Annotated in this window: 19 protein-coding genes, 2 tRNA genes and 2 pseudogenes; 14 read left to right on the top strand and 9 right to left on the bottom strand. The window is 34.4% G+C overall.

All coding sequences use genetic code 11. The features are described from left to right. The first annotated feature begins 95 nt into the window (after positions 1-95). On the top strand, positions 96-1,379 hold the full coding sequence (locus L987_RS12350) for an adenylosuccinate synthase (protein ID WP_002481979.1): 1,284 nt from the start codon (positions 96-98) through the stop codon (positions 1,377-1,379). 88 nt (positions 1,380-1,467) lie between these two features. Here the strand turns inward: L987_RS12350 and L987_RS12345 are convergent, their stop codons facing one another. Further along, positions 1,468-2,679: a macrolide family glycosyltransferase gene (locus L987_RS12345; protein WP_047505080.1), complete on the bottom strand. Its 1,212-nt coding sequence runs from the start codon at positions 2,677-2,679 to the stop codon at positions 1,468-1,470. A gap of 284 nt (positions 2,680-2,963) precedes the next feature. On the opposite strand from L987_RS12345, the gene L987_RS12340 reads away from it, so the two are divergent. From L987_RS12340 to rlmH, 10 genes are all read left to right on the top strand, one after another. Beyond that, positions 2,964-3,038: transfer RNA gene (locus L987_RS12340), tRNA-Glu, on the top strand. A gap of 6 nt (positions 3,039-3,044) precedes the next feature. After that, positions 3,045-3,117, top strand: a tRNA-Asp gene (locus L987_RS12335). Positions 3,118-3,311: 194 nt separating this feature from the next. Then, positions 3,312-3,770 carry a MarR family winged helix-turn-helix transcriptional regulator gene (locus L987_RS12330; protein WP_011302024.1) on the top strand — a complete coding sequence of 153 codons (459 nt, stop codon included), beginning with the start codon at positions 3,312-3,314 and terminating at the stop codon, positions 3,768-3,770. A gap of 453 nt (positions 3,771-4,223) precedes the next feature. Next, a complete protein-coding gene (locus L987_RS12325) occupies positions 4,224-5,630 on the top strand; it encodes a DHA2 family efflux MFS transporter permease subunit (protein ID WP_047505077.1) in 1,407 nt (468 codons plus the stop codon). A 416-nt stretch (positions 5,631-6,046) separates the two neighbouring features. Further along, positions 6,047-6,748 carry a response regulator YycF gene (gene yycF / locus L987_RS12320; protein WP_002481985.1) on the top strand — a complete coding sequence of 234 codons (702 nt, stop codon included), beginning with the start codon at positions 6,047-6,049 and terminating at the stop codon, positions 6,746-6,748. 12 nt (positions 6,749-6,760) lie between these two features. Next, positions 6,761-8,593 carry a cell wall metabolism sensor histidine kinase WalK gene (walK, locus tag L987_RS12315; RefSeq protein ID WP_047505072.1) on the top strand — a complete coding sequence of 611 codons (1,833 nt, stop codon included), beginning with the start codon at positions 6,761-6,763 and terminating at the stop codon, positions 8,591-8,593. Continuing rightward, positions 8,583-9,923, top strand: coding sequence for a YycH family regulatory protein (locus L987_RS12310; protein WP_047505069.1), 1,341 nt, complete (start codon positions 8,583-8,585; stop codon positions 9,921-9,923). The genes walK and L987_RS12310 overlap by 11 nt, the downstream gene beginning before the upstream one ends. Then, a complete protein-coding gene (locus L987_RS12305) occupies positions 9,924-10,706 on the top strand; it encodes a two-component system regulatory protein YycI (RefSeq protein WP_047505067.1) in 783 nt (260 codons plus the stop codon). It begins immediately after the preceding gene. A 424-nt stretch (positions 10,707-11,130) separates the two neighbouring features. Next, on the top strand, positions 11,131-11,931 hold the full coding sequence (locus L987_RS12300) for an MBL fold metallo-hydrolase (protein ID WP_103301463.1): 801 nt from the start codon (positions 11,131-11,133) through the stop codon (positions 11,929-11,931). 598 nt (positions 11,932-12,529) lie between these two features. Then, a complete protein-coding gene (rlmH, locus tag L987_RS12295; RefSeq protein ID WP_011302030.1) occupies positions 12,530-13,009 on the top strand; it encodes a 23S rRNA (pseudouridine(1915)-N(3))-methyltransferase RlmH in 480 nt (159 codons plus the stop codon). A 200-nt stretch (positions 13,010-13,209) separates the two neighbouring features. Here rlmH and L987_RS12290 read toward each other — a convergent pair whose 3' ends face one another. After that, positions 13,210-13,893 (bottom strand): hypothetical protein, encoded by a 684-nt coding sequence (locus L987_RS12290; protein ID WP_047505064.1) that lies wholly within the window; start codon positions 13,891-13,893, stop codon positions 13,210-13,212. A gap of 420 nt (positions 13,894-14,313) precedes the next feature. Between L987_RS12290 and L987_RS12285 the strand changes: the two genes are divergently transcribed. From L987_RS12285 to L987_RS12275, 3 genes are read left to right on the top strand one after another with little or no spacing between them, the layout of a single operon-like run. Beyond that, positions 14,314-15,828 (top strand): class I SAM-dependent DNA methyltransferase, encoded by a 1,515-nt coding sequence (locus L987_RS12285; protein ID WP_047505061.1) that lies wholly within the window; start codon positions 14,314-14,316, stop codon positions 15,826-15,828. Continuing rightward, positions 15,818-17,119, top strand: coding sequence for a restriction endonuclease subunit S (locus tag L987_RS12280; RefSeq protein WP_052191011.1), 1,302 nt, complete (start codon positions 15,818-15,820; stop codon positions 17,117-17,119). Before L987_RS12285 ends, L987_RS12280 begins: the two co-directional genes overlap by 11 nt. Next, positions 17,103-20,225 (top strand): type I restriction endonuclease subunit R, encoded by a 3,123-nt coding sequence (locus L987_RS12275; protein ID WP_047505058.1) that lies wholly within the window; start codon positions 17,103-17,105, stop codon positions 20,223-20,225. Before L987_RS12280 ends, L987_RS12275 begins: the two co-directional genes overlap by 17 nt. Before the next feature lie 49 nt (positions 20,226-20,274). Here the strand turns inward: L987_RS12275 and L987_RS12270 are convergent, their stop codons facing one another. The 7 genes and pseudogenes from L987_RS12270 to ccrA form a co-directional block, all read right to left on the bottom strand. Then, positions 20,275-20,478 carry a hypothetical protein gene (locus L987_RS12270; protein WP_046465682.1) on the bottom strand — a complete coding sequence of 68 codons (204 nt, stop codon included), beginning with the start codon at positions 20,476-20,478 and terminating at the stop codon, positions 20,275-20,277. 222 nt (positions 20,479-20,700) lie between these two features. Beyond that, a pseudogene (locus L987_RS13985) lies at positions 20,701-20,788 on the bottom strand (JAB domain-containing protein); the annotation flags it as partial. Positions 20,789-20,807: 19 nt separating this feature from the next. Then, positions 20,808-21,314, bottom strand: a complete 507-nt coding sequence (locus L987_RS12265) for a DUF1643 domain-containing protein (RefSeq protein ID WP_011302051.1) — start codon at positions 21,312-21,314, stop codon at positions 20,808-20,810. Between the two features lie 15 nt (positions 21,315-21,329). Continuing rightward, on the bottom strand, positions 21,330-21,641 hold the full coding sequence (locus tag L987_RS12260) for a DUF960 family protein (RefSeq protein WP_047505055.1): 312 nt from the start codon (positions 21,639-21,641) through the stop codon (positions 21,330-21,332). Positions 21,642-21,736: 95 nt separating this feature from the next. Next, a complete protein-coding gene (locus tag L987_RS12255) occupies positions 21,737-22,075 on the bottom strand; it encodes an SAUGI family uracil-DNA glycosylase inhibitor (RefSeq protein WP_046465684.1) in 339 nt (112 codons plus the stop codon). A 474-nt stretch (positions 22,076-22,549) separates the two neighbouring features. Continuing rightward, positions 22,550-24,177: pseudogene (gene ccrB, locus L987_RS12250) on the bottom strand (cassette chromosome recombinase CcrB). A gap of 20 nt (positions 24,178-24,197) precedes the next feature. Beyond that, positions 24,198-25,550: a cassette chromosome recombinase CcrA gene (ccrA, locus tag L987_RS12245; protein ID WP_047505046.1), complete on the bottom strand. Its 1,353-nt coding sequence runs from the start codon at positions 25,548-25,550 to the stop codon at positions 24,198-24,200. Positions 25,551-25,611: the final 61 nt, after the last annotated feature.

Here is a 25,611-nt window from a genome sequence, read left to right as displayed (position 1 = left end):
TATAAATAAATTAATGTTCGATTTTTGGTTTGCAATATGGTTGGTGTATTGGTAAAATACGTAATGGTTAATCGAGAAAACTTGGAGGTGCTCATATGTCATCAATAGTAGTCGTTGGGACACAATGGGGAGACGAAGGTAAAGGTAAAATTACAGATTTCTTAGCAGAACAAGCAGATGTTATTGCACGTTTTTCAGGCGGTAACAATGCAGGCCACACAATTAAATTTGGTGGAGAAACATATAAATTACACTTAGTGCCATCTGGTATTTTCTATAAAGAAAAATTAGCAGTTATTGGTAATGGTGTCGTTGTCGATCCAGTAGCACTATTAAAAGAATTAGACGCGCTAAACGAAAGAGGTATTTCAACGGATAATTTACGCATTTCAAACCGTGCGCAAGTTATTTTACCTTATCATATTAAACAAGATGAATATGAAGAAGAACGTCGCGGAGATAATAAAATCGGTACAACGAAAAAAGGTATCGGTCCAGCTTATGTAGATAAAGCACAACGTATTGGTATCCGTGTCGCAGATTTATTAGATAAAGAAACATTTGAAAAATTATTAAAAGATAATATTGAATACAAAGGTGCATACTTCGAAGGGATGTTTGGCAAAGCATGTCCAACATTTGAAGAAATCTTTGAAACATATTATGCAGCTGGTCAACGTTTAGCACCATTCGTGACAGATACTGCAAAAGTTTTAGATGATGCCTTTGTAGCTGACGAAAAAGTATTATTCGAAGGCGCACAAGGTGTGATGTTAGATATCGACCATGGTACATATCCATTCGTTACATCAAGTAACCCAGTTGCAGGTAATGTGACTGTCGGTGGCGGTGTAGGTCCAACATTCGTCTCTAAAGTTATCGGTGTGTGTAAAGCCTATACATCACGTGTCGGCGATGGTCCATTCCCAACAGAACTATTTGACGAAGATGGGCACCATATCCGTGAAGTAGGTCGTGAATACGGTACAACAACAGGACGTCCACGTCGTGTAGGTTGGTTCGACTCAGTTGTATTACGTCATTCTCGTCGTGCAAGTGGTATTACAGATTTATCTATTAACTCAATTGATGTATTAACAGGCCTTAAAGAAGTTAAAATCTGTACTGCTTATGAGTTAGACGGTAAAGAAATTACGGAATACCCAGCTAACTTGAAAGACTTACAACGTTGTAAGCCAATTTTTGAAACATTACCAGGTTGGACAGAAGATGTGACAGGTTGTCGTTCATTAGAAGAATTACCTAATAATGCGCGTAGATACTTAGAACGTATTTCTGAATTATGTGACGTGAAGATTTCAATCTTCTCAGTAGGTCCAGACCGTAATCAAACAAACCTATTAAAATCACTATGGTAAGATTGTAGATTAGATATTATAAAAACCTTGTAGATGTCATCACACAATGAGTGGATGGTACATCTACAAGGTTTTTTGTTTATCTATATTAATGATTTATGTGATGATCGCGAAAAGTGAGGATTTGATCAACTGCCGTTACGTAACCAGGTTGATCCAAGGCTTGTGTTTGCTTGATTTTTTTAATCTGTGCTTGATAAGTTGCGCGATTCTGTAACATTTCCACAACTTTTGCTTTCAAATCTTCGGTTGTGACAGTTTCAGAATTCAGTTGTTGACCTACGTTGATATTTTCAATTTGTTGCGCAACGAGCGGTTGGTCCGCATTTTGTGGAAAAGCCAATAAAGGCACATACATTAATAATGCTTCATTTGTACTATTCATTCCAGCATGTGTTAAGAAAAGTGCTGTATGCTGTAATAGTTCTGTCTGAGGTACATAGGATTTCAATAATACATTATCAGGGACTGTATCAAAGTCAGCCGCGTTATTTGCTTCACCAATCGATACGATGACAGATACATCAAGATCTTTTAACGCGGCAAAACATTGATTAAAGAAACCAATATTTTGATTAAATACCGTGCCAAGGGAAACGTAAACTATTGGTCGGCTTTGATCAACTTGACTCATAAAATCCGTTGACTGTGGTTGCATCACAGATGGTCCAACAAAACGATAATGTGCTGAATCAAATAATTCAGGATTTATTTGGAATTTTTCCAAGATATAAGCAATATTGAAATCCCCCGGATTATTCATTGTTTCATAACGTGAGTTAACCTCGACGCCATAGGTTGTTTGAATATGCTGTTGTAAATGATTAAAAGTGTCTTCTACGTCATTCATTTCTGTTTCTGATAACGCCTGTGCATTATAGTTGAGTGCCGCTTCAAACGTTTCTGCAGTATGTGCAAAAGAGGTAATCGACGAAATGGTAGGAATATGTAATTTTTGCGCAATTAAGTTACCAAAACTAAACATGGAGTCAGAAATTAAATAATCATAATGTTCATTTTTCGTATCTTCCAAAATCTTTGGAAGTATTACATCCGCAATATTCAATAAGCCGTTGACGACGTGGAATAAATTGCCAGAGCCGTATGCTGTAAAGCGTTGTATAATCTCATCTGTTGGTAGTGTACGTATTTCCACACCCGTATCTTTTAGCTTGTCTTGATATTGATTTCCAATGTAGTAAACCACCTCTTCACCACGCGCCACAAGTTCTTTACACACGGCAATCGTAGGATTAAGATGTCCAATGGATCCTGAATTAATAAATAATACCTTAGCCAATCATAAGCCCTCCTCATATTTTATTTAACTAGTTTATCAAAAAGTGTTGAAAACAAAAAAGATTTAAATTTTAATAGTTTTTAAAAAATATCAATTTCTCATATTTTAGTGACTGAAATGATAAAAATGAATGTGCTGCCATACCAATATGACAGACTTTTTAAGCGTTTTAGCACCGTATTTGAACTTTATACAATTAATATAGAAAATTATACTAATAAAATTAAAAAAATAGCTTGTCATCCGGTATAAGAGTTGATATAATTTATTTTGTGCTTAAGACAGGCTCCTTGGTCAAGCGGTTAAGACACCGCCCTTTCACGGCGGTAACACGGGTTCGAGTCCCGTAGGAGTCACCATTTTTAGGTCTCGTAGTGTAGCGGTTAACACGCCTGCCTGTCACGCAGGAGATCGCGGGTTCGATTCCCGTCGAGACCGTATAAACCCATCCAATAGGATGGGTTTTTTTATGCGTAAATATAGAAATGTATAAGTTTTGCTAGATAATTTTTTATATCATGTTGTAATATGGTGGATGAGCAATACTTTATCGTATGTTTTGGTTGGAACCTATTTAATGAATGAATAAACTTTTTTACAATGAAATGAAATTTAAAATGAGGAGTAAATAAATGACAAATCATAAGCATATAGAAGAAACAGATTTGATTAACCTCATCAGTGATCGACACCATGACTTAAGACAAAAAGTAGAATATATGACGGCACAACAATTACCTCAGGTTCATTTTGGTAGTTCTGAATGGTATTTAATTATGATCATTAAATATGATCAGCCTACTTTTGCAGAACTCACGCACAAGATCAATTTAACGCGTCAGGCAATCCATAAAGCAGTGAAACAATTAGAACAGAAACAAGTTGTTCAAATTGAAAGTGTGCCCAATAATAAGAAAGAAAAACGTGTAACCTTAACGGAATTTGGTATCATGTGTTATGAGAAATATATTAAAAACAAACAACACATCATTGAACATATTGGTCAAGTGATCGGTGCGTCAGAAGTTGCACATTTAGAGCAATTGTTACAAGCAGACTGGCAATTAGAAAATGATAAGCCAGATGAATAATTAGAGTATATAAAACGATAAACACAACGTTACATACTCTAATTTTTTTGCAATTCATTATTGTCAACTAGGTTGACAATAATAGCGAAATTTTGCTAAAGTAAGTTGGTCAGTCTTTTCGACTACATAAATAGCTAGAGCATTTATATAGAAGATTGTCGCATAATGATGAAACAATGTTACTTAAAGATGGATTGAATTCAGGGGTATGTGGCATAAAGTTTCTTTACAAAGGGATCTTGAGTAACATCAAACATCTTCTATATAGCATGCATCATCCTTAGCATAATAAAAATTCAATGGAAATATAGGAATAAGTCATAACTTATGTAGATGAATTAAGTAGAAGAAAGCAATCGATGATTATGGAAACAGTAGTTGATTTGTCTCATCCATACTTAACACTCTCATTTATACTTATACTTCATTTACCATCAAAAAGGAGTATATCAAATGGCAACACAAGTAAACGTAAAAAGCCCGAAAATGTTTGCACTGGTCTTAATGATTGGTGGATTTATGGGACTGTTCAGTGAAACAGCACTCAATATGGCATTAACCGATATTATGGCTGACTTTAAAGTATCAGCGGCAACGGTGCAATGGTTAACGACAGGGTACTTACTCGTCATGGCTTGTTTAGTACCAGCGTCATCGTACCTTATTAAATGGTTTAGCACAAAAACACTAATTGTTTCAGGTATTTTATTATCATTATTAGGCGTAGTTATTGGCGCGCTTGCACCTAACTTCGGTTTACTATTATTGGGACGCTTGATTCAAGCGTTAGGGACAGGTATTTTATTACCTATTATGGTTACGGTTTTGATGCTTATCTTCCCAATTGAAAAACGTGGTGCGGTTATGGGCATCATGGGACTGGTTATTACAGCAGGACCAGCACTCGGCCCCACACTTTCAGGTGTCATTATTTCCGCATCTAGTTGGCACTACATCTTCTGGATCAGTGCAGTGTTATATTTAGTCGTCTTAGGTTTAGCTTTTACAAATACTGAGAATGTAGGAGAGATTTCGAAGCCTAAAATCGATATCCTATCCATTTGTTTATCAACGATTGGATTTGCTGGATTAATCTTCGCATTAAGTTCAATGGCAGAAGCGGCCTTCACAAATGTTATCGTTTGGCTACCATTAGTCATCGGTATCCTAGCCTTAATCATCTTTGTTGTACGTCAATTTAAAATTGACTCACCAATGCTTAACTTAAATGTCTTTAAATATCCTATGTTCGTCCTTGGGGCAGCTATGGTATTTATTACGATCTTATGTATTTTATCAACAGGCATCTTATTACCCTTATATTTAAAAGGCGCCTTACTATTTAGTTCAGTGATTGCTGGTTTAACGTTATTACCTGGTAACGCAGTCAATTTAGTATTGTCTCCGGTCGTCGGTTCATTGTTTGACCGCTTTGGTGCGAGGTACTTCGGCATTATCGGGTATTTATTAATGTTTATCGCTGCAATGACGTTTGCACTTATTATTTCTGCATCCACACCAGTTTGGGCCATTATTCTTACGTTTTTGGTACTTTTCTTTGGTATCACAATGGTAATGATGCCAGCACAAACGAACGCTTTAAATCAACTACCACACGATTTATACGCAGATGGTTCAGCTACCATTACGACATTAATACAAGTCGGTGGTTCAGCAGGTACAGCTATCGCCATTACGCTTTATACAACAGCAATGAAATCATTTGGCGCTGCTAATCCGAATGTAAGCCAAGAAATCATACTTTCACATGGCGTACAGTTTACCTTTTTCTTTATCACTGCATTAACAGTGATTGGTTTTATACTTTCATTATTCGTTAAGAAACAGAAAAGTGTCTAAGCATCCGTTACAGTGATTAGTAAGCTATGACAATGAGGCTTTTCAACATTGAAACAAGCGTTGCGTCGACACGCACGTGATAAATAACGGAATGATACAGTTTTAGATAAATATAAAGCACCACAGAGGGAGGAGCATACGTCATCTAATGCATATTAGGTGACGCGTGCGCTCCCTTATTTGTGTTATAAGCAATAAATTAGAATGATACAGGAAGATTGTTTAAATTAGGCATACCTATGATGACTCGATGAATACCCATTTAATCGGGATAATGTTATAATTTTACAATATACAATTTTAAATTTTTATTTGGAAAAATAGAATTAGAGCGCCATAAATGGTAAATTGTATTATAGGGAAATGCGTAGAATTTAATGTAAATGTACTACAATATAGAAATGAGGTTTATAAATATGGCTAGAAAAGTTGTTGTAGTCGATGATGAAAAACCAATTGCTGATATTTTAGAATTTAATTTGAAAAAAGAAGGCTACGAAGTATTTTGTGCCTATGATGGTAACGATGCAGTCGATTTAATCTATGATGAAGAACCAGACATCGTGTTATTAGACATTATGTTACCTGGTCGCGACGGCATGGAAGTTTGTCGTGAAGTACGTAAAAAATACGAAATGCCAATTATCATGTTAACAGCGAAAGACTCAGAAATTGATAAAGTATTAGGTCTTGAGCTAGGTGCAGATGACTATGTGACGAAACCATTTAGCACACGTGAATTAATCGCGCGTGTTAAAGCCAACTTACGTCGTCATTATTCACAACCAGCACAAGAAGTTAATGATGCGTCCAATGAAATTACGATTAAAGATATCGTCATCTATCCAGATGCATACTCTATTAAAAAACGTGGCGATGATATCGAATTAACACACCGTGAATTTGAATTATTCCATTACTTATCTAAACATATGGGACAAGTAATGACACGTGAACATTTATTACAAACTGTTTGGGGTTATGACTATTTTGGTGATGTACGTACAGTAGACGTAACAATTCGTCGTTTACGTGAAAAAATCGAGGATGATCCATCTCATCCAGAATATATTGTTACACGTCGTGGTGTTGGATATTTCCTCCAACAACATGAATAGAGGCACATATTAATGAAATGGCTTAAACATTTTCAGTCCTTACACACGAAATTGGTTATTGTCTATGTATTACTCATTATAATCGGTATGCAAATTATCGGTTTATATTTTACGAATAGTCTAGAAAAAGAATTAACACAAACATTTAAAAATAATATTTCGCAATACGCGAAACAAATTGAAATTAATATAGAAAAAGTCTATGACGAAGATAATGCAATTAATGCTCAAAAAGAAGTTCAGAACTTACTTAATGAGTATGCGAATAGACAAGAAATAGAAGAAATCCGCTTTATAGATAAAGATCAGATTATCATGGCTACTTCAAAGCAGTCTACGCGTAGTCTAATTAATCAAAAAGCGAATGACAACTCCATTCAAAAGGCGCTGTCACTCGGTGAAATCAATAGCCATACCGTATTAAAAGACTACGGTAATGGTAAACAACGTGTGTGGGTATACAACCTGCCTGTGAAAACATCAAACGATGGCACAATTGGTGATGTCTATATCGAAGCGGACATCAATGATGTGTATAACCAATTGAGCAATATCAATCAAATCTTTATCGTTGGTACAGGGATATCACTATTGATTACCGTGATACTCGGTTTCTTTATTGCCCGTACCATTACAAAGCCGATTACAGACATGCGGAACCAAACCGTTGAAATGTCTAAAGGTAACTATACACAACGTGTGAAAATCTACGGTAACGATGAAATCGGTGAGCTCGCACTCGCCTTTAACAATCTGTCCAAACGTGTTCAAGAAGCACAAGCGAATACCGAAAGTGAGAAACGCCGTCTCGATTCTGTTATCACACATATGAGTGACGGTATCATTGCAACCGACCGTCGTGGCCGTGTGCGCATTGTCAATGACATGGCACTAACTATGATGGGCACAATGAAAGAAGACATTATCGGTGACCACATGCTTAAAGTGCTTAAACTCGAAGAAGATTTCTCATTAGATGAAATTCAAGAAAATAATGATAGCTTCTTATTAGATATTAATGAAAATGAAGGTATTATTGCCCGGGTTAACTTTAGTACGATTGTACAAGAAACTGGTTTTGTGACAGGTTATATTGCCGTGCTACATGATGTAACAGAACAACAACAAGTAGAACGCGAACGCCGTGAATTCGTTGCGAACGTCTCACACGAATTGCGTACGCCACTGACTTCCATGAACAGTTATATCGAGGCACTCGAAAGTGGTGCTTGGAAAGATGGCGAATTAGCACCACAATTTCTATCCGTTACACGTGAAGAAACAGAACGTATGATTCGTCTTGTTAATGACCTATTACAATTATCTAAAATGGACAATGAATCAGAGCAAATTACCAAAGAAATTGTCGACTTTAATATGTTTATTAATAAAATCATTAACCGCCATGAAATGTCAGCAAAAGATACGACATTTGTGCGTGAAATACCAACCGAAACCATCTTTACGGAAATCGATCCAGATAAGATGACCCAAGTGTTTGACAACGTCATAACGAACGCGATGAAATACTCTCGTGGCGATAAACGTGTCGAGTTTCACGTGAAACAGAATGCGTTATATAATCGTATGACCATTCGTGTGAAAGATAATGGGATTGGTATTCCAATTAATAAAGTAGATAAAATATTTGACCGCTTCTATCGTGTAGATAAAGCACGTACACGTAAAATGGGTGGTACAGGTTTAGGCTTAGCCATCTCTAAAGAAATCGTTGAAGCACACAACGGTCGTATATGGGCAAACAGCGTAGAAGGACAAGGCACGTCAATCTTTATTACACTTCCTTGTGAAGTTCTAGAAGATGGTGATTGGGATGCGGAGTAAAGAATTAATTAAATCGATTATCCTCATCCTTCTTGTCTTAATGAGCGTCGTGTTAACCTATATGACTTGGAATTTCTCACCTGATTTAGCCAATGTAGATAACCAAGGTAGCAACAGCAAAGATTATGAGCCCAATACAATTGGCAAACCGTTGAATCAAGGTATGGATCAAGTCATTACACCCTATCAAGTGGTTCACTCTAAAGGTGACCAGATTGAAGGCATGGAAGCGACAAAGCAAAATATCGAAACCATATTAAAGCCATTAAAGAACCATCGCGTATTGCATGCGGAACAAATGCACAGCAACCACAACTTAATCATTCCAGATTTAACGGATGAGTTTCTCGTACTTGATTTCAGCTATGACACGCCATTAGCAACTTACTTAGGCCAAGCGCTGAATATCGATGCCAAAGTACCGAATAATTTTAAATTCGATCGACTTATCATCGACAATAACAAAGATGGCAATGTGAAACTTTATGCGATTAGTGGCGATAGACATAACGTTGTGCGTATGACCACTTCCGCAAAATTAAATAACTTTAAAAAAGTGATGCAATCACAACATAAAAAAATGAATTCATACTCAGAAATCATAACGAATAAAGATACGATTGATAGAGCGACACATATCTTTGCACCAAAATCACCAGAAGCGATGAAATCATATCATACGATTTACAACCGCATCAGTGTTGATACGATGAACTCTATATTATTCAATGATTCTGTCGTTGTACGTAGTACGAAGAGCGGTACCGCAACCTATAACAATAATACAGGTGTGGCGAATTATAATGATGAAACTGAAAAGTATCGTTATACTAACCTCTCAGAAGATGAAAACCGTTCAACTAACATGCAAGATAGTATACCAAGTACCTATGACTATATTAATAACCACGGTGGTTTTACTGATGATTATCGTTTATTCAATATAGATAATAAAAATGGGGAACTTACCTATCAAATGTTCTTAAACGGTCGTCCAACATTTAACGATGAAAATTTAAACAATATCAAAGTATCTTGGGGAGATAAAGGCGTCTTCAGCTATGCACGTGCATTGCTTAAAGCCAATGTCACAATTGACAGTGGCGGAAATGAAACGAAATTGCCTGGTGCTGAAACGGTACGTTCAGAGTTGGCCAACAACCCAGAAATTAACTTTGAAGATGTGACGAACATGACGATTGGTTACAGAATGGAAGAAAAACCAGATAAAAGTGATATTGAAATTCAACGCAATAGCGAATTTAAACCACAATGGTATGTACAATATAACGGTGAATGGCGTGCATACGAAGATGGGAGGCTAGAATAAATGAACTGGAAACGAGCCAAAACTTTATTTATTTTCGTGTTTATTCTAGTCAATATTAGCTTAGTGATTATTTATATTGATAAGGTGAATAAATCGCATATCAATGATAGCGAAGAAGAAAATGCTGTGAATTTTAAACAAGAAGAAATTACAATTCCTGATAACCTTCCAAGTGTTAAAGGTTTGAAAATGCAATTATTGACTGCACGGTCATTTGATTTTTCATCTTATGCAAAATCACGCTCTGAGATCTCAAGTGAAGATTCCGATGCCAGAGCAAAAGGCGAAATCAATAATGCGGTCGATGTCGGAAATGATCAATATACCGCATTAAAATCCTACGTCAAAGACAATGTCTATAAAGGTAAGGATTACGAAATGAGTAATATTGATAACGACAAAGTGACCTTTGAACAAACGTATCATGACTATCCGATTATGAACAATAATAAAGCGAGACTTGAATTTAATGTTACGAATGATGGTAAAGCAACGAGCTATAAGCAAACCGCAATGAAATCGATTGCGCCATCTGAAGGTGCGAATAACGATAAGAAACAAGTGAATTCAGCTAAGAGCGCCATAGAAGCACTGTATTATAATCGTTACTTGAAGCGTAATGATGAAGTAACCAATGCACGACTTGGCTACTATACCGTTGTTAAAGAGCCGAACGTACAAGTACTCGAAGCCAATTGGGAAATTAAAGTCAAACACGGTGATAAGATTAAGACCTACTATGTTGAAGCCGTATCAGACAGCCCAAAAATTATTGAAGAATAATGTGGATTATATAGGCACACCTTTTGAAGGTGTGCTTTTTTTGGATTGTTTGAGTTTTGTTTGAGAATTTTTGAAAAAGATGCTTGTTAAAATAAACAATATACACAGAAGTGAAGTCAAAAGTATGTTAGAATTAAATACTGTTAATAACGTGTTATGGAAATTTTAAATAACGCGAAAAGATATTATAAAAAAGTCGAAATCATGTTGATTTATCATTGAGTAGATAATCATAAGACGGTTAATATTTTAGAAAAGTGCAGTATGCTTGTAACTTTTATAACGATATAAGGAAAAGTTATGATAGCGTTGCTAGATTGCACTTTATCAATAGAATAAATTAGACAGAGGGCATGTTGACGGCACATAAACCGTAGTCTGCCCAGTAATAATAACGTTAAACAATGTTTATAGATTAGAAAGGGTGAATCGCTTGATACGTATGAGTGTATTAGCGAGTGGTAGTACAGGAAACGCCACTTATGTGGAAAGTGATAAAGGCAGTATCCTTGTCGACGCAGGTTTGACAGGAAAGAAAATGGAAGAACTATTTGGACAAATAGACAAACAGATTCAAAATTTGAATGGCATATTGGTGACACATGAACACTCGGACCATATTAAAGGTCTTGGCGTGTTAGCACGTAAATATAAGTTGCCAATTTACGCTAATGAAAAAACATGGACAGCAATAGAAAAGAAAGACAGCAAAATTCCAATGGATCAAAAATTTATCTTCAATCCATACGAAACAAAATCATTAGCCGGCTTTGATATCGAATCGTTTAACGTGTCACACGATGCCATCGATCCACAATTCTATATCTTCCATAACAATTATAAGAAATTTACGATTTTAACAGACACAGGTTATGTCTCAGATCGTATGAAAGGCATGATTCAAGGCAGCGATGCATTTGTCTTTGAAAGTAATCATGATGTAGATATGTTACGCATGTGCGGTTACCCTTGGAAGACCAAACAACGTATCCTCAGCGATATGGGCCATGTTTCCAACGAAGATGCAGGTCGTGCCATGACAGACGTCATCACAGGTAGTACCAAACGCATTTACCTGTCTCACTTATCACAAGACAACAATATGAAAGATCTCGCACGCATGAGCGTCGGCCAAGTACTTAACGAGAACGATATCGACACAGAAAAAGAAGTATTGCTGTGCGATACCGACAAAGCCAACGCCACACCAATATATACGTTATAGAAGCCCTTGCCCCTTTATTGAGAGGTTAGGGCTTCTTAATGCATTAGCGTAAGCGAATGTAATCATTAATATAAACAGACTTAACAGGAAAAGTTTAGCGACTACTTAAGGAACTCACATAATAGACATCATTTAAGATACATATTTAACCTATATCTCATAAGGAGGTATAGGTTTTTTGTTAGTCGTCATCATAAATCGTACATGGTTATACAACCCTATGTCTTAACACAGATGAAATATACAGTAATCGAATAAATATAACCAGGGGATAACATGGTATTTTGTAAGGATTAGACGAGGATTTTATGAAGAAAAGGTTAAGTTTGTGAATAAGTATGTAAGACAACCGTCAACTTATCCACTGTTTTGTCCAAAGTTATCCAGAGATGTGCACAATTAACATAGAAATACCCACATTATACACAGATTTATCCACAAATACACAGGTTATTCTTTCTTTTTTGTTGATAAAACGTAAAAATTATTAAAAAGCAGTATACATTACTGTTATAATAAGAGGGAATAGTGTTAATAAGTGTATAACTTGTGGATAAGTATAATAACTTACACTTTTTACAAAACTCGGAGGATAAAAATGAAGATTACAATACTCACAGTAGGTAAATTAAAAGAAAAATACTGGAAACAAGCCATTGCAGAATATGAAAAGCGTTTAAGTGCTTATTCAAAAATTGAGATCATCGAAGTTCCCGATGAAAAAGCACCAGAAAATATGAGCGATAAAGAAGTTGAACAAGTTAAGGAAAAAGAAGGCCAGCGTTTGCTAGCAAAAGTAAAACAGCAGTCCACGGTCATCACGTTAGAAATTAAAGGTAATATGTTAACGTCTGAAGGTTTGGCAAAAGAAATAGAAAGCCGCATGACACGTGGCCAAAGTGACTTTACATTCATTATTGGCGGGTCCAACGGTCTGCATAAAGACGTACTAGACCGCAGCGACTACGCACTATCATTCAGCAAGATGACCTTCCCACATCAAATGATGCGCGTGATATTAATAGAACAAGTTTATCGTGCGTTTAAAATCATGCGAGGGGAAGCATATCATAAATGATGCGGTTTTTTCAGCCGCTTCATAAAGGGATTTTGAACGTATCAGAACATATGAGGTTTATGAGAATTGCTGTTATGTTTTTGTGAAGCATATCATAAATGATGCGGTTTTTGATAAGGCTCCCCTTATCAATGATATTGCTAAAAAAATATAGAATGAACTCTAATAATGAGCTCATTCTATATTTTCATCACTCCTTTTTAACCATTTGGAAACTTAGTTAACTTGAGGTGTTTTTGGATAATATTATCTAGTTGCTGCTGTTCTTCATCTAATATATCTGTATCTTCTTTTATTAACCTTATTATGTCAGTTATTTCCTTCTCATTTTGTAATGTCATAAATTCCTGTGGGCCACCTAAAATTAAACCATTGATTTCAATATGGCTAGTCTGGTAAAAACTCAAACCTTCATGTGTTATTTTATTTCTGTAGTCCCTCGTTTTACGATTACTTTTGTCAGGTAAATTAGGATAGTACTTTTTATTGCTACTTTTTTTATTATTTTGCTCGAAATATTCTCTAGCATCCTGCGTCAAACCTTTAGATTTCTCATCTTCACCATTATATAATCTTCCTACTTTATCTATATTTATATCATTAATATCAACCATTAATGTGAAACAGCGTACTCTTATAAGTATATCGTCTAAAGTAGTTATCAACCTTATTGAATTTGTTATATGATAATCTAATATTAAATTTTCTTTTAAATCATTATTTTCAAAGCTTTTAAAACTCTCTTCCATTTCTTCTTGCGCTAAAGCTAGAAAAAAGCGATTTCTATCATATGAAACCATCAAATCTGCAATACATTGCTTAGCTAAATTATCAAATATGCTCTTATCATCATACATAGTTTTGTTCACATCATAATTAAACATTTAACACCCTCCATTGTTTTTTTATATTACTAAATTTTTTCTTTCCCCTTATAATTTTAATAACAGAATATTTCACTAGATATTTGAACGCAAAATTACTACTAATATACAGTATTATTGATTAACGATATCTACAATAACCACAATCATCGCATAAATAGTAGTATTAATTGTCACATTTATTGCACCAACCACTCCTATATTTCTTATCATACTTTTTCAACTTATATTTTTTTCATTAAAAAACCTTTTTTGCTTAATTGATTATATAATAAGCTATACTTTTGTAACTAGCTACTTAATTTCACTTACCAAATATCACAAATAATATTTTTTCACATAGAAAACCACAAGAAAAGTCACATAAAGCCTTAATATTTGATATATTTGTGTAAAGGATAACATAAAGGTGGAATATAAATGGCGACAATTGGATTTGAAGAAAAATTATGGCAAGCTGCGGATAAATTACGAGGGAGTATGGATGCAGCAGAATACAAGAATGTAGCATTAGGTATCATATTTTTAAAATATGTATCAGATTCATTTGAAGAGAAATATGAAGAATTGTTAAATGATGAATATGCTGATGAAGAGGATAAAGATGAGTATTTAGCAGAGAATATCTTCTGGGTTCCTAAAGAAGCACGTTGGCAATATATTAACGATAATTCAAAGAAACCAGAAATTGGTCAAATTATTGATAAAGCTATGATAGCAATTGAAAAAGAAAATGAGTCATTAAAAGGCGTGTTACCTAAAGATTACGCAAGACCAGCATTAGATAAAGAAAAATTAGGCGATATTATTGATCTATTTACTTTTAAAGTTGGAGACTCTGAAAGTAAAAAGCAAGACGTCTTAGGTCGTGTTTATGAATACTTTATCGCGAAGTTTGCGAGTGCTGAAGGTAAAAATGCGGGGGAATTCTATACACCTGCGTCAATTGTTAAATTACTTGTTGAAATGGTTGAACCTTATGAAGGTAGAATTTATGACCCATGTTGTGGTTCTGGTGGTATGTTTGTACAAAGTGAACGCTTTGTAGAGCGTCATCAAGGACGTTTAGACAATATTGCGGTTTATGGTCAAGAATCAAATCCAACGACTTGGAAATTAGCAAAAATGAACTTAGCTATTAGAGGTATTGATAGTGATTTAGGTGACCATCATGCTGACACGTTTCATAACGATTTACACAAGGGGCTAAAAGCAGATTTTATCCTTGCTAATCCACCTTTTAATGCGAGTGATTGGGGGCAAGAAAAATTATTAGATGACCATCGTTGGAAATTTGGTATCCCACCCAAAGGAAATGCCAACTATGCGTGGATTGAACACATGATTTCTAAGCTAGCACCAAGTGGTACAGCAGGATTTGTTTTAGCAAATGGTTCAATGTCTACAAGCGGTAAAGATGAATTAGAAATTCGTAAAAACTTAATCGAACAAGATTTAGTAGAGTGTATTGTAACCTTACCAGGTCAATTATTCTACTCAACACAAATACCAGTTTGTTTATGGTTTATTTCAAAAGATAAAGAAAAGAATGGCAAAAATGAACGTAAAGAAGAAGTCCTCTTTATCGATGCTAGAAATGTTGGAAGTATGGTATCTAGAACATTAAAAGAATTCTCTAACGAAGAAATTAAAGATATAGCAAGTGTATATCATTCATGGCGTGGAACAAGCGAACAACAATATGAAGATAAAGCAGGATTTTGTAAAGTAGCAAAGACAGAAGAAATAAAAGATAACGAATATATCTTAACACCAGGACGTTATGTAGGCTTAGCAGAAGTCGAAGAAGATTCAGAACCATTTGAACAGAAAATGGAAAGAATCACAGCAGATTTAAGTGAACAATTTGCGAAATCAAAAGAACTCGAAGACCAAATCCGAAAATCATTGGAGGGGTTAGGTTATGGAGTATAGAATAAGTGAATTATGTGATATTAGAAGAGGTGCATCACCGAGACCAATAAAAAATTTTATAGTTGAAAGCCATGAAGATAGTTTTCCTTGGGTTAAAATTGCAGATGCAACTAAAGATTCGAGCAGATACATAAGCATAACAAAAGAAAGAGTTTCTAAAGAAGGTAGTTTGAAATCAGTAGAAGTAGTTCCTGGAGATTTAATAATTTCTAATAGTGCTACACCTGGTTTACCTAAAATTATGAAAACAAAGGCATTTATTCATGATGGATGGTTATTGTTAAGAAACTTTAAAAATGTTAGAAAAGAATTTTTATACTATGTGCTCATTCAAAATAGGGAAAAGTTATTACAACTATCTAATGGTAGTGTTTTTAATAACTTAAAAACAGACATTGTAAAAAATTTCAAAGTAAATATTCCCTCTTTAAAAACACAAGATGTTATTTTAAGAATGATTACTATGATTGAAGATAAATTAGATTTAAATAAACAAATAATTGAAAACCTTGAAGAACTTTCACAAACACTATTCAAACGTTGGTTCGTTGATTTTGAATTCCCAGATGAAAATGGTAATCCATACAAATCAAGTGGTGGAGAAATGATTGGTAGTGAGTCAGGAAAAATACCTTTTAATTGGAAATGTTCAAAAATTAAAGATATAAATATCGTAATTTCTGATCATGTGGCAAATGGTAGTTTTAAATCGATAAAAGAGAATGTACAATTTGCAGAAGATTTAATAGATGAATATGCTGTTTTTGCAAGGAATGTTGATTTGAAAAAAGGGAATAATAAATTTGAAAAATATGTAACTAAAACAAGTTATGATTTTTTGAAAAAGACTCATTTATACGGTCATGAAGTCATTATTTCTAATGTTGGAGATGTTGGATCAGTTTATCTTTCACCAATTTTAAATAAACCAATGGTTCTAGGTAATAATCAGATATTTTTGAATTCAGATGATAAAAATATGAATTATTACTTCTATTTATTTTTTAAATCAACTATAGGTAAAAACTTAATTAATTCTATTACTTCAGGATCAGTACAAATGAAATTTAATAAGACGGATTTGAGAAATTCATTTATTATATTACCTAGTAAAAATGATATGGATAATTTAATTGAAATCATAAAAAAACATATTAATTTAATAGAAAGTAAGAAGAATGAAAATATGAAATTAACTCAACTCCGTGACACATTGCTACCAAAATTAATGTCTGGTGAACTGGAAATACCTGACGATATCGAGGTGAATAAAGATGAATTTTCAATTTAGTGAAGATGATTTAGAACAAGTTGCACTTGAATGGTTTGAGGAACTTGGTTATACAGTTAAAAATGGCCGAGAAATTAGTGAAACAGCGATTACGCCTGAACGAGAGAGTGATAAGGATGTTGTGCTTGATAAACGTTTAGAAAAGGCTTTGAGACGTATTAATCCTGAATTACATAACAATGCGATTCAACAGGCTATTCATCAAATTTCTATAGAAAAATCACCAAATTCAATTGAAAATAATAGAATATTCCATGAAATGATCACAAATGGGATTGAAGTAGAACATTATAATGAAGATGGAGAAACAATCAATGATTTGGTTTATGTATTCGACTTTAATAACCCAGTAAATAATGACTTCCTGGCTGTGAATCAATTGACGGTAGTAAATGGTGATTACAATAAACGACCAGACGTTGTATTGTTTATCAATGGTTTACCTGTTGTTGTCATTGAACTTAAAAGTTCTACTAATGAATCTGTGGGTGTAGAAGATGGTTATCATCAATTGGAAACTTATAAAATGAGAATTCCTCAATTATTTAATCACAATGCTGTATTGGTGACAAGTGATGGTATTAATACAAAAGCGGGCTCTATGACTGCAGATTATGATCGTTTCATGACATGGCGAACAAAAGATGGTAAGACTGAAGCTTCGTCTACAATGGCAAGTTTAGATGTATTAATCCATGGCATGTTAAATAAAGAAGTATTATTAGATTTAATTCGACATTTCATTTTATTTCAAGATGATGGTAAAGGTAATATTGTTAAAATTTTAGCTGCTTATCATCAATATTATGCGGTTAATAAAGCCGTTGATCGCGCAATAGAAGCCACTTCTGACCAGGGAGATGGTAAAGGTGGCGTTATTTGGCATACTCAGGGCTCAGGTAAAAGTTTGACTATGGTTTTCTTTTCAGGAAAATTAATTCAAAAGTTAAATAACCCTACTTTAGTTGTTGTAACAGACCGTAATGACCTAGACAATCAATTATATAGTACATTTGTAAAATCTAAGGGTCGTTCTGGTAAAGGATTATTAAGACAGACACCTAAACAAGCAGATTCTCGTAAAGAGTTGAAAGAACTATTGTCAGTTGAATCTGGAGGGATTGTATTTACAACGATGCAGAAATTCGAACCAGAAGAAGGCAAAGTTACTATGGATGCCTTAACAGAACGTAGAAATGTTATTGTAATGGCCGATGAAGCACACCGTACACAATACGGTTTTAGCGCATCTTACGACGAAAAAGGTGAAGGTATTAAATATGGTTATGCCAAATATTTAAGAGATGCTTTACCTAACGCTTCATTTGTTGGATTCACTGGAACTCCTGTATCTTCAACAGACAAAAATACGCAAATGGTATTCGGTAATTATATTGATGTGTATGATATGACACAAGCTGTTGAAGATGGTAGTACGGTTAAAATTTATTATGAGAGTCGAATAATCCCATTAAATTTACCGACTGATTTAGATATTGATGCAGCTTATGATGATATTACTTCTGGTCAAGAAGACGACGTAAAATCACGTTTGAAGTCTAAATGGTCTCGCATAGAAGCATTATCAGGCTCAGAACAACGTGTCCATTCTTTAGCAACTGATATTATCAATCACTTTGAAACAAGACAAAAGGCGATGAAAGGTAAAGGCATGATTGTCACAATGAGTCGCCGTATAGCGGTTGATTTATATGATGAAATTGTAAGACTAAAACCCGAATGGCATTCAGATGATGATAACCAAGGTGTTATCAAAGTTGTAATGACAGGTTCATCAAGCGATCCTAAAAACTTCCAGAGACATATTGGTCCTAAAAAAAGAAGGAACCTGCTAGAGAGTCGTATGAAAGATGTTGAAGATGAATTACAACTCGTTATTGTGAGAGATATGTGGTTAACAGGTTTTGATGTACCTTCTATGCATACCATGTATATTGATAAACCAATGCATGGGCATAATCTAATGCAAGCAATTGCACGTGTGAATAGAGTGTTTAAAGACAAACCTGGTGGCTTAATTGTGGACTATGTAGGTATCGCTGAAAGTCTTAAAGAAGCTTTAAAAGAGTATACAGATTCTGATAAAGATCAAACGGGTGTGGATACAGATAAAGCTTTAGAAATTATGTTAATGAAATACGATGTCATTCAAGATATGTTATATAATCATGATTATTCTGACTTCGAATCAGATAAAAAATCTGATCGATATAATGTCATCTCAAGCACGATGGATTATGTAATTGGCTTAGGTGAAGAAGAAAGACAAAGATTTGTGAATACAGTCACTGAACTTGGTAAAGCATTCGCGTTATGTGCAACAGAAGAAGCAGCTCAAGAATTAAATAGTGAAATCGCGTTCTTAAAAGCCGTTAAAGCAGGCATCATTAAATTATTAGCGCCACCACCAGGAGATGATGAACGTAAAAAATCCCCAGCTGAAGTTGAAGCTGAAATTAATCAGTTGATATCAAAATCCGTTGTAACTGAAGAAGTTGTAGATATATATCAAACACTCGGTTTAGAAAACCCAGATATATCAATTTTATCTGATGATTTCTTAAAAGATGTAGAAGGACTACAACAGAAAAATGTAGCTGTAGAATTATTGAATAAATTACTTAAAGGCCAAGTTAAGTCTTTAATGAAAACGAACGCAACCGTATCCAAACAATTTTCTGAAATGCTAGGTAAATCTATTCAAAAATACAACAATCGGTCTATAGAAGCTTCTAAAGTTATTGAAGAATTAATACAAATGGCAAAAGAAATTAATCAAGAGCAACAACGAGGAAAAGATTTAGGTTTAAGTACAGAAGAAATTGCTTTTTATGATGCATTAGCTTCACATGAAACAGCTAAAGAAGCTTTGGGCGATAAAGAGTTAAGAGCCATTGCACATGAGTTAACTAAAACAGTTAAGGATAACATGAGTGTTGATTGGTCTAAACGAGACAGTGCTAAAGCTAAAATGAGAGTTCAAGTTAGACGCCTATTAAAGAAATATGGCTATCCACCAGATCTTCAAAAAATGGCTGTGGAACAAGTTGTCGAGCAAGCAGAATTAATGGCAAGTCAGCAATAAAAAAATAAATCATAATGCGGTTAGAGAAACATTTCTCTAACCGCATTTATTAGTATCCTCGTTCAATTAATTTTTGTTTTTCCTTCTCAAGTTCAGGAATTTCTTCTTCATCTGGTAATGCATCTATATAATCTAGTCCTAGATGATTTAATGCTGTTTCTAAATCAACATCCTCGCTTTCCATGTACCTCCAAACTTTCAAACTAGTATATTCATCATAAACCTCATTGTAATGGTAATTACCAACAATCATTTTATCACCCTTCGCCATATAATTAAGCTTATTCTAAACTAAAGGTCAATATTGGTCAACGTTTTTTTATTCTTAATTAATTTTCCATCATCATACACTATAAATGAGTTAGTGACTGAACCTTTCTTGTATATAATTTTTCAGCTAATTATAATTAAAGTAAAATAAATGTATCATCTATGCTTATTAAAAAAACTCTATTTGAATACTTTACAATTTGGTGGGGACTCGTAATTCGTCTTTTAAGATAACTCAAAGTATCTATTTTAATCATTTGCAGTGAAACGATGTTGATTTGTTTTGTTTCCATATTGACCTCCATGTATTTGCTATGATTTCAAAATCCATTTTTGACGTGCCTTAGGGTTGAGTGGATGCATAATTTCATTCGTTTCTGGGTTGATGAGTTGTTTCACTTTCTTTTTATGTGGTTTCAACATCTCTAATATTTCATTGACACGCATTTCAACAATCGGTTTTTTAGCGTAAGCACCCCATGCTAATATCACTTCATCCGATTCTTTCACTACTTTCATAATATGAATATCAGTATGCTTATCATGACTATTTGCCATATGCTTTATATTTGTGGTTGTTATCATGTTTGAATATAGGTTCACAAAATTAATTGATCCGAAGTCTTTCATCTCAGATACTTTATTTAGAATTAATTGAGTCGTTAAATCTAATTTTTTGGTTCCTTCAAAATTTGGATAACAAGTTATAACTGAAATTATCTTTTTATCTTTGTCCCACGTTTTTTTGAGTAAATAACGATGTTGATTATCGTCACTAAATATTGCTTCAGTTTCTAATATACATTGTATATTCTGCATGATTGATGCCTCCTATTAATATTCTTCAGGTAGTAACATGACGTAATAAGAAAGGTCTACATCATCTTCTCGGATAATATAGACCTTATTCATATTGATAGCTTTTGAATAATTAGCTTTATGAATTTTGACATACTCAGGACGTTCTTGTTTGTGTTTTACATATAATTGATTATTGTGCATGTTGAACTGGAAGACATGAAAGTAATCTATTGCTTCTAGTTCCTTGGACTGTTCGTTTTCACGTTGCGCTACAAGTTGCCATAATAGGTGTTGTAGGTTTGTTGGCAAATTATTGGCAATACCGCGGGTGATATATCTATTCATAAGCGTTTTCCTTTCGTTCTGATTCTTTCATCCAAATGATAATTTCATTGAGAATTGTAATGACGAGTTGTGTAATTTTGATGTATTTATGCATATTATTGTCCTCCTGTTAGTAAGTATCGTTGATCCAAAAGGGGCATGATAGTGTTGTGTAGGTATAAGAAATCCATATCGTGATTTTCATCGATATAGCCGATAGCTATGAGTTGTTTCTGATGATAGAGAATGAAAGGGTAGATATTACTTTCGTGAAGTGTATCAGAGTAGTAGGTGTAGGTTTGAAGTATTTTATTACTGAGTGGCCCAAGCCTTACATATTGGTCAGGTAGGATATCATCAGCGATTTCTTCGATGGATTCACATTCCCATTTTTCATCCTTTGGCAGATTGAATAAGTTGGTTATATAGTGCTTGAGTTGTTGTTCCAATGTCATTGTTATGACCTCCTAATATATTTGATTGATGTATGCATGTGATACATCATTTTGATAATATAAGTTTGAAATACCGTTTGTTTCGCCTGGAAATCCCACTGAAATACAGAAAAGATCCCAATCGAAAGTCGTCACAATTGTTGATATGACAAGGAAATCCCGTTATCCCGTTCATTTGTCGGGAAATATAGCTATATATTTATATATCATTTGGATTAATAGGTGTGGTTATGATTTACTTTTTTCTTTTTATATTATTTATTTATAAATAATAATGGGATTTTGGGATTACGCTTGCGTAATCCTTCTCCTACATGAAGTTAGCCAATCCCGTTACTATCCCACTTATATTTTGTTTTGGGATGTTCTTTCGTCATATCAATATAAGCTTCACATTGAGCCATGATTTGTTAGCGTGTTGAAGATATTTGTTAGATAGGTGTTATTGAATGACGAAAGGACAGTACATAGATATTAGATTTGAAGAAAGAGCGTTTGAGGCAAAAATAAAGACGAAGTGCTGAGGAGCACTTCGTCGAGAGGGGTATTATTGAAAAGTTGTTTAATAATTTCATTATTGAGTTTTAGTGTAACGTAGAACTGTTTTTTATGATTACCGTCTTTACGAATATCAATACGGTCAATGACTGTAAGATATAATGCTTTGAGTTGTGCTTTATCCATTGATTCTATGTTTTGAAATATTTGTTGTAATAGGGAAGCGATTTGTTTCGTATCATAAGATGGTTTCTCTTGATTTTGTTGGTGCTTGAGTTGATTCATTTGATTTGTAATGTCATTGAGTTGTGTTTCATATTGATGAATGGTTGGTTTGAGTGCAGATGTTAAGTCTGGATTGTCTTCGATTGTTTTAATCAAGTTGTCTAGTTTCGCATGGACTTCATCAAATTGTTGTTGCTTATAAGCGATATCATGGTTAAGTGCAGCTATATCGACTTGTTTCCCTTTATTGACACGTTCTACGACTTGGTTGATGACCTTATCACTTTTGACAATTTCGAGTATTTGATCCATGACATATTTTTCTATGACATCTGCCCTTACACTATTTGCAGAACACCTTTCGATCCTTTGTTGCGAAAATTACTACAGGAATAATAGCGTATTCGCTTTTTTGTACCATCTTTAAGTGTATTGGTTGTCGTGCTCGCAGACATAGAAGCAGAACATTTTGGACACGAAATTAACCCAGTTAAAATATTTGTCCCTTTACCATGGACTTGTGGTTTTTTGCTGACTTGCTTCTTACGAGCTTGTACTTTATCCCACAGCTCTTGACTAATGATAGGGGAGTGCTTTCCATTAGCAATTACCGGATGATCATTCAATCCCTTACGACGTTTTTCATTCCAATCTTTGTATTTGGCAAATTGAATTTTACCAACATAGAATGGATTAGATAAGATATAGGTCACTGAACCAATACTGAATGGTTTACCTTTTTTAGTGACATAACCTTTATAGTTGAGAGCATTGGCAATTCTACGATATCCATGGCCTTTAGCATATGATTCAAAGATGTATTTAACGATATTGGCTTCATGTTGATTAATCATGAGTTCATGCTTATTATCTGGTATTTTCTCATAGCCTAATGGCAAATTACCTTGATAATAGCCTTCTTGAGCGCGTCGGGTTTGGCCCATGAATACGTTCTCGACAATATTATTTCTTTCGAATTCCGAAAAGGAAGCTAGAATTTGTAGCATCAGTTTACCACTACTCGTATTGACTTCCATACGCTCAGATAAGCTGAAGAATTCGACATTTTGACGATGAAGGTCTTCAACAATTTTGAGTAAGTCAGAAGTGTTACGTGCTAGTCGGTTTGTTTTGTAGACCATAACAGAATCGATCTGACCTTCGTTCGCATCTTTTAACAAACGTTGTAGTTCTGGTCGGTTCATAGATTTTCCAGAGATACCTCTATCCGCGTATACATCTACAACAACAAAGTTATTGAAATCACAATATTCTCGAATTTGATTGATTTGTCCATCGATACTATATCCTTCAGTACTTTGCATTTCTGTTGATACACGGACATAGATACCGACACGTTTTTGTTTAAGTTGTTGCATATTTTTTCATCCTTTCTTATTTAGGCAATTGATGATTGCCTGGTTTGATTAACAATGTTTAGTGGCTCATTTTTGAAATAGATACCAACAAGGGCTTTGTTTTTAGTAATATGAATTTCATCAATATAGGGATACATCATGTTTAACGTGAAACTATGCTGTATCACATTTTGTAGTGATGTTTGTAACTGATTATCACTTATGGAGGATATGGTTTTGTGCTTTTGATTCATCGAATGAGTCTGTTTTCTGAATGATTCAGCATCTATCGTTCCTTTGGCTAACTTATTGATGAGTTGTGCTTGGGTATACGTGCGCTTAGTTTCCAGTGTGTTTTGTTTTTGGATGTGTTGTTGAATGGCATCATTTATTTTGGAATAGACCTGTTGGTCTTGAAAGAAGTGTTGACATGTTTTTAAAACACTTGTTTCTATATCTTTAGCGTTAATCCCTTTAAAGTCACAGACAAAACGAGATTCATTCATATTTCGAGGACAGACATAATAACGTAATGTATTATGTTGCTTTCTTCTAATTGTCATATTTGTAAGTGTGGCGCCACAGCATGGACATTTGATTTTTTGTTTCAGTTGATTAGCTGAAGGTGTTCGTTTGACATGTTTTTCAGACCGTAAAATCTGCGCTTGTTCATAGCTACTGATAGAAATAATAGGTGGAAACATGTTGTCATATTGTCCATATTGATTGATAACGCGACTACAGTAATTAGGATTCATGATAATAGCGCGTACTTGGTAGGGTTTACGCTTGATATATTGATCATCTGTTTCTAGGTATTGCGCAATTTTTTTATAACCATAGCCTTGTAGGTAGTAATGGAATATTGCCTTCACCGTTGGTGCTTCATCTTGATTAATTGTGAATGTGCCATTGTGATAGGTATAGCCAAATGGTGCATGTGTCGTGATGAGTTTACCTTGTCTAGCTTTTTCTTTAAGACCATTTTTGACTTGTTCACCAATATTATCGGACTCTAATTCTGCGAGGCTTATGAATATATTGAGCTTTAGGCGATCAAACGCTTTATCCATATCAAAATAGCCATCATGAACACTTAGAATATGAACATGGTATTTTTGACATAATTTCATGAGTTTTAATGCATTTTTTAGATTACGATGAAGTCGATTCAGCCGATAGCAACATAGTACGTCACATTGTCCTTGTTGAATCAGTTCAGTAATTTGCTGGTAACCGTTTCGCTTATCAGTGCGTCCTGATTGCTTATCGCTATAAAAGGTAATGTGTTGAATATTATGCTTTTCGGCTAATGCCTTGATGGTTTGTTTCTGGGCTGAGAGTGATTGTTGTTTGAGTGTACTTTGACGTAGATAACCTATTGCTTGTTTCATCCTGTTTCCTCCTTCCAAATTGATAATATATATTTATGAACGAATTTATATATAAGCCCAA

Origin of the sequence: Staphylococcus sp. ZWU0021, from assembly GCF_000798895.1 — a bacterium.
In the GTDB taxonomy this organism is placed as follows: domain Bacteria; phylum Bacillota; class Bacilli; order Staphylococcales; family Staphylococcaceae; genus Staphylococcus; species Staphylococcus saprophyticus.
This window is presented reverse-complemented; position numbering and strand designations above follow the sequence as displayed.

Coding starts and splice junctions, on each gene's coding strand:
- L987_RS12350 (WP_002481979.1), top strand. CDS start 96: ATGTCATCAATAGTAGTCGTTGGGACACAATGGGGAGACGAAGGTAAA.
- L987_RS12330 (WP_011302024.1), top strand. CDS start 3,312: ATGACAAATCATAAGCATATAGAAGAAACAGATTTGATTAACCTCATC.
- L987_RS12325 (WP_047505077.1), top strand. CDS start 4,224: ATGGCAACACAAGTAAACGTAAAAAGCCCGAAAATGTTTGCACTGGTC.
- yycF (WP_002481985.1), top strand. CDS start 6,047: ATGGCTAGAAAAGTTGTTGTAGTCGATGATGAAAAACCAATTGCTGAT.
- walK (WP_047505072.1), top strand. CDS start 6,761: ATGAAATGGCTTAAACATTTTCAGTCCTTACACACGAAATTGGTTATT.
- L987_RS12310 (WP_047505069.1), top strand. CDS start 8,583: ATGCGGAGTAAAGAATTAATTAAATCGATTATCCTCATCCTTCTTGTC.
- L987_RS12305 (WP_047505067.1), top strand. CDS start 9,924: ATGAACTGGAAACGAGCCAAAACTTTATTTATTTTCGTGTTTATTCTA.
- rlmH (WP_011302030.1), top strand. CDS start 12,530: ATGAAGATTACAATACTCACAGTAGGTAAATTAAAAGAAAAATACTGG.
- L987_RS12290 (WP_047505064.1), bottom strand. CDS start 13,893: ATGTTTAATTATGATGTGAACAAAACTATGTATGATGATAAGAGCATA.
- L987_RS12285 (WP_047505061.1), top strand. CDS start 14,314: ATGGCGACAATTGGATTTGAAGAAAAATTATGGCAAGCTGCGGATAAA.
- L987_RS12280 (WP_052191011.1), top strand. CDS start 15,818: ATGGAGTATAGAATAAGTGAATTATGTGATATTAGAAGAGGTGCATCA.
- L987_RS12275 (WP_047505058.1), top strand. CDS start 17,103: ATGAATTTTCAATTTAGTGAAGATGATTTAGAACAAGTTGCACTTGAA.
- L987_RS12270 (WP_046465682.1), bottom strand. CDS start 20,478: ATGATTGTTGGTAATTACCATTACAATGAGGTTTATGATGAATATACT.
- L987_RS12265 (WP_011302051.1), bottom strand. CDS start 21,314: ATGCAGAATATACAATGTATATTAGAAACTGAAGCAATATTTAGTGAC.
- L987_RS12260 (WP_047505055.1), bottom strand. CDS start 21,641: ATGAATAGATATATCACCCGCGGTATTGCCAATAATTTGCCAACAAAC.
- L987_RS12255 (WP_046465684.1), bottom strand. CDS start 22,075: ATGACATTGGAACAACAACTCAAGCACTATATAACCAACTTATTCAAT.
- ccrA (WP_047505046.1), bottom strand. CDS start 25,550: ATGAAACAAGCAATAGGTTATCTACGTCAAAGTACACTCAAACAACAA.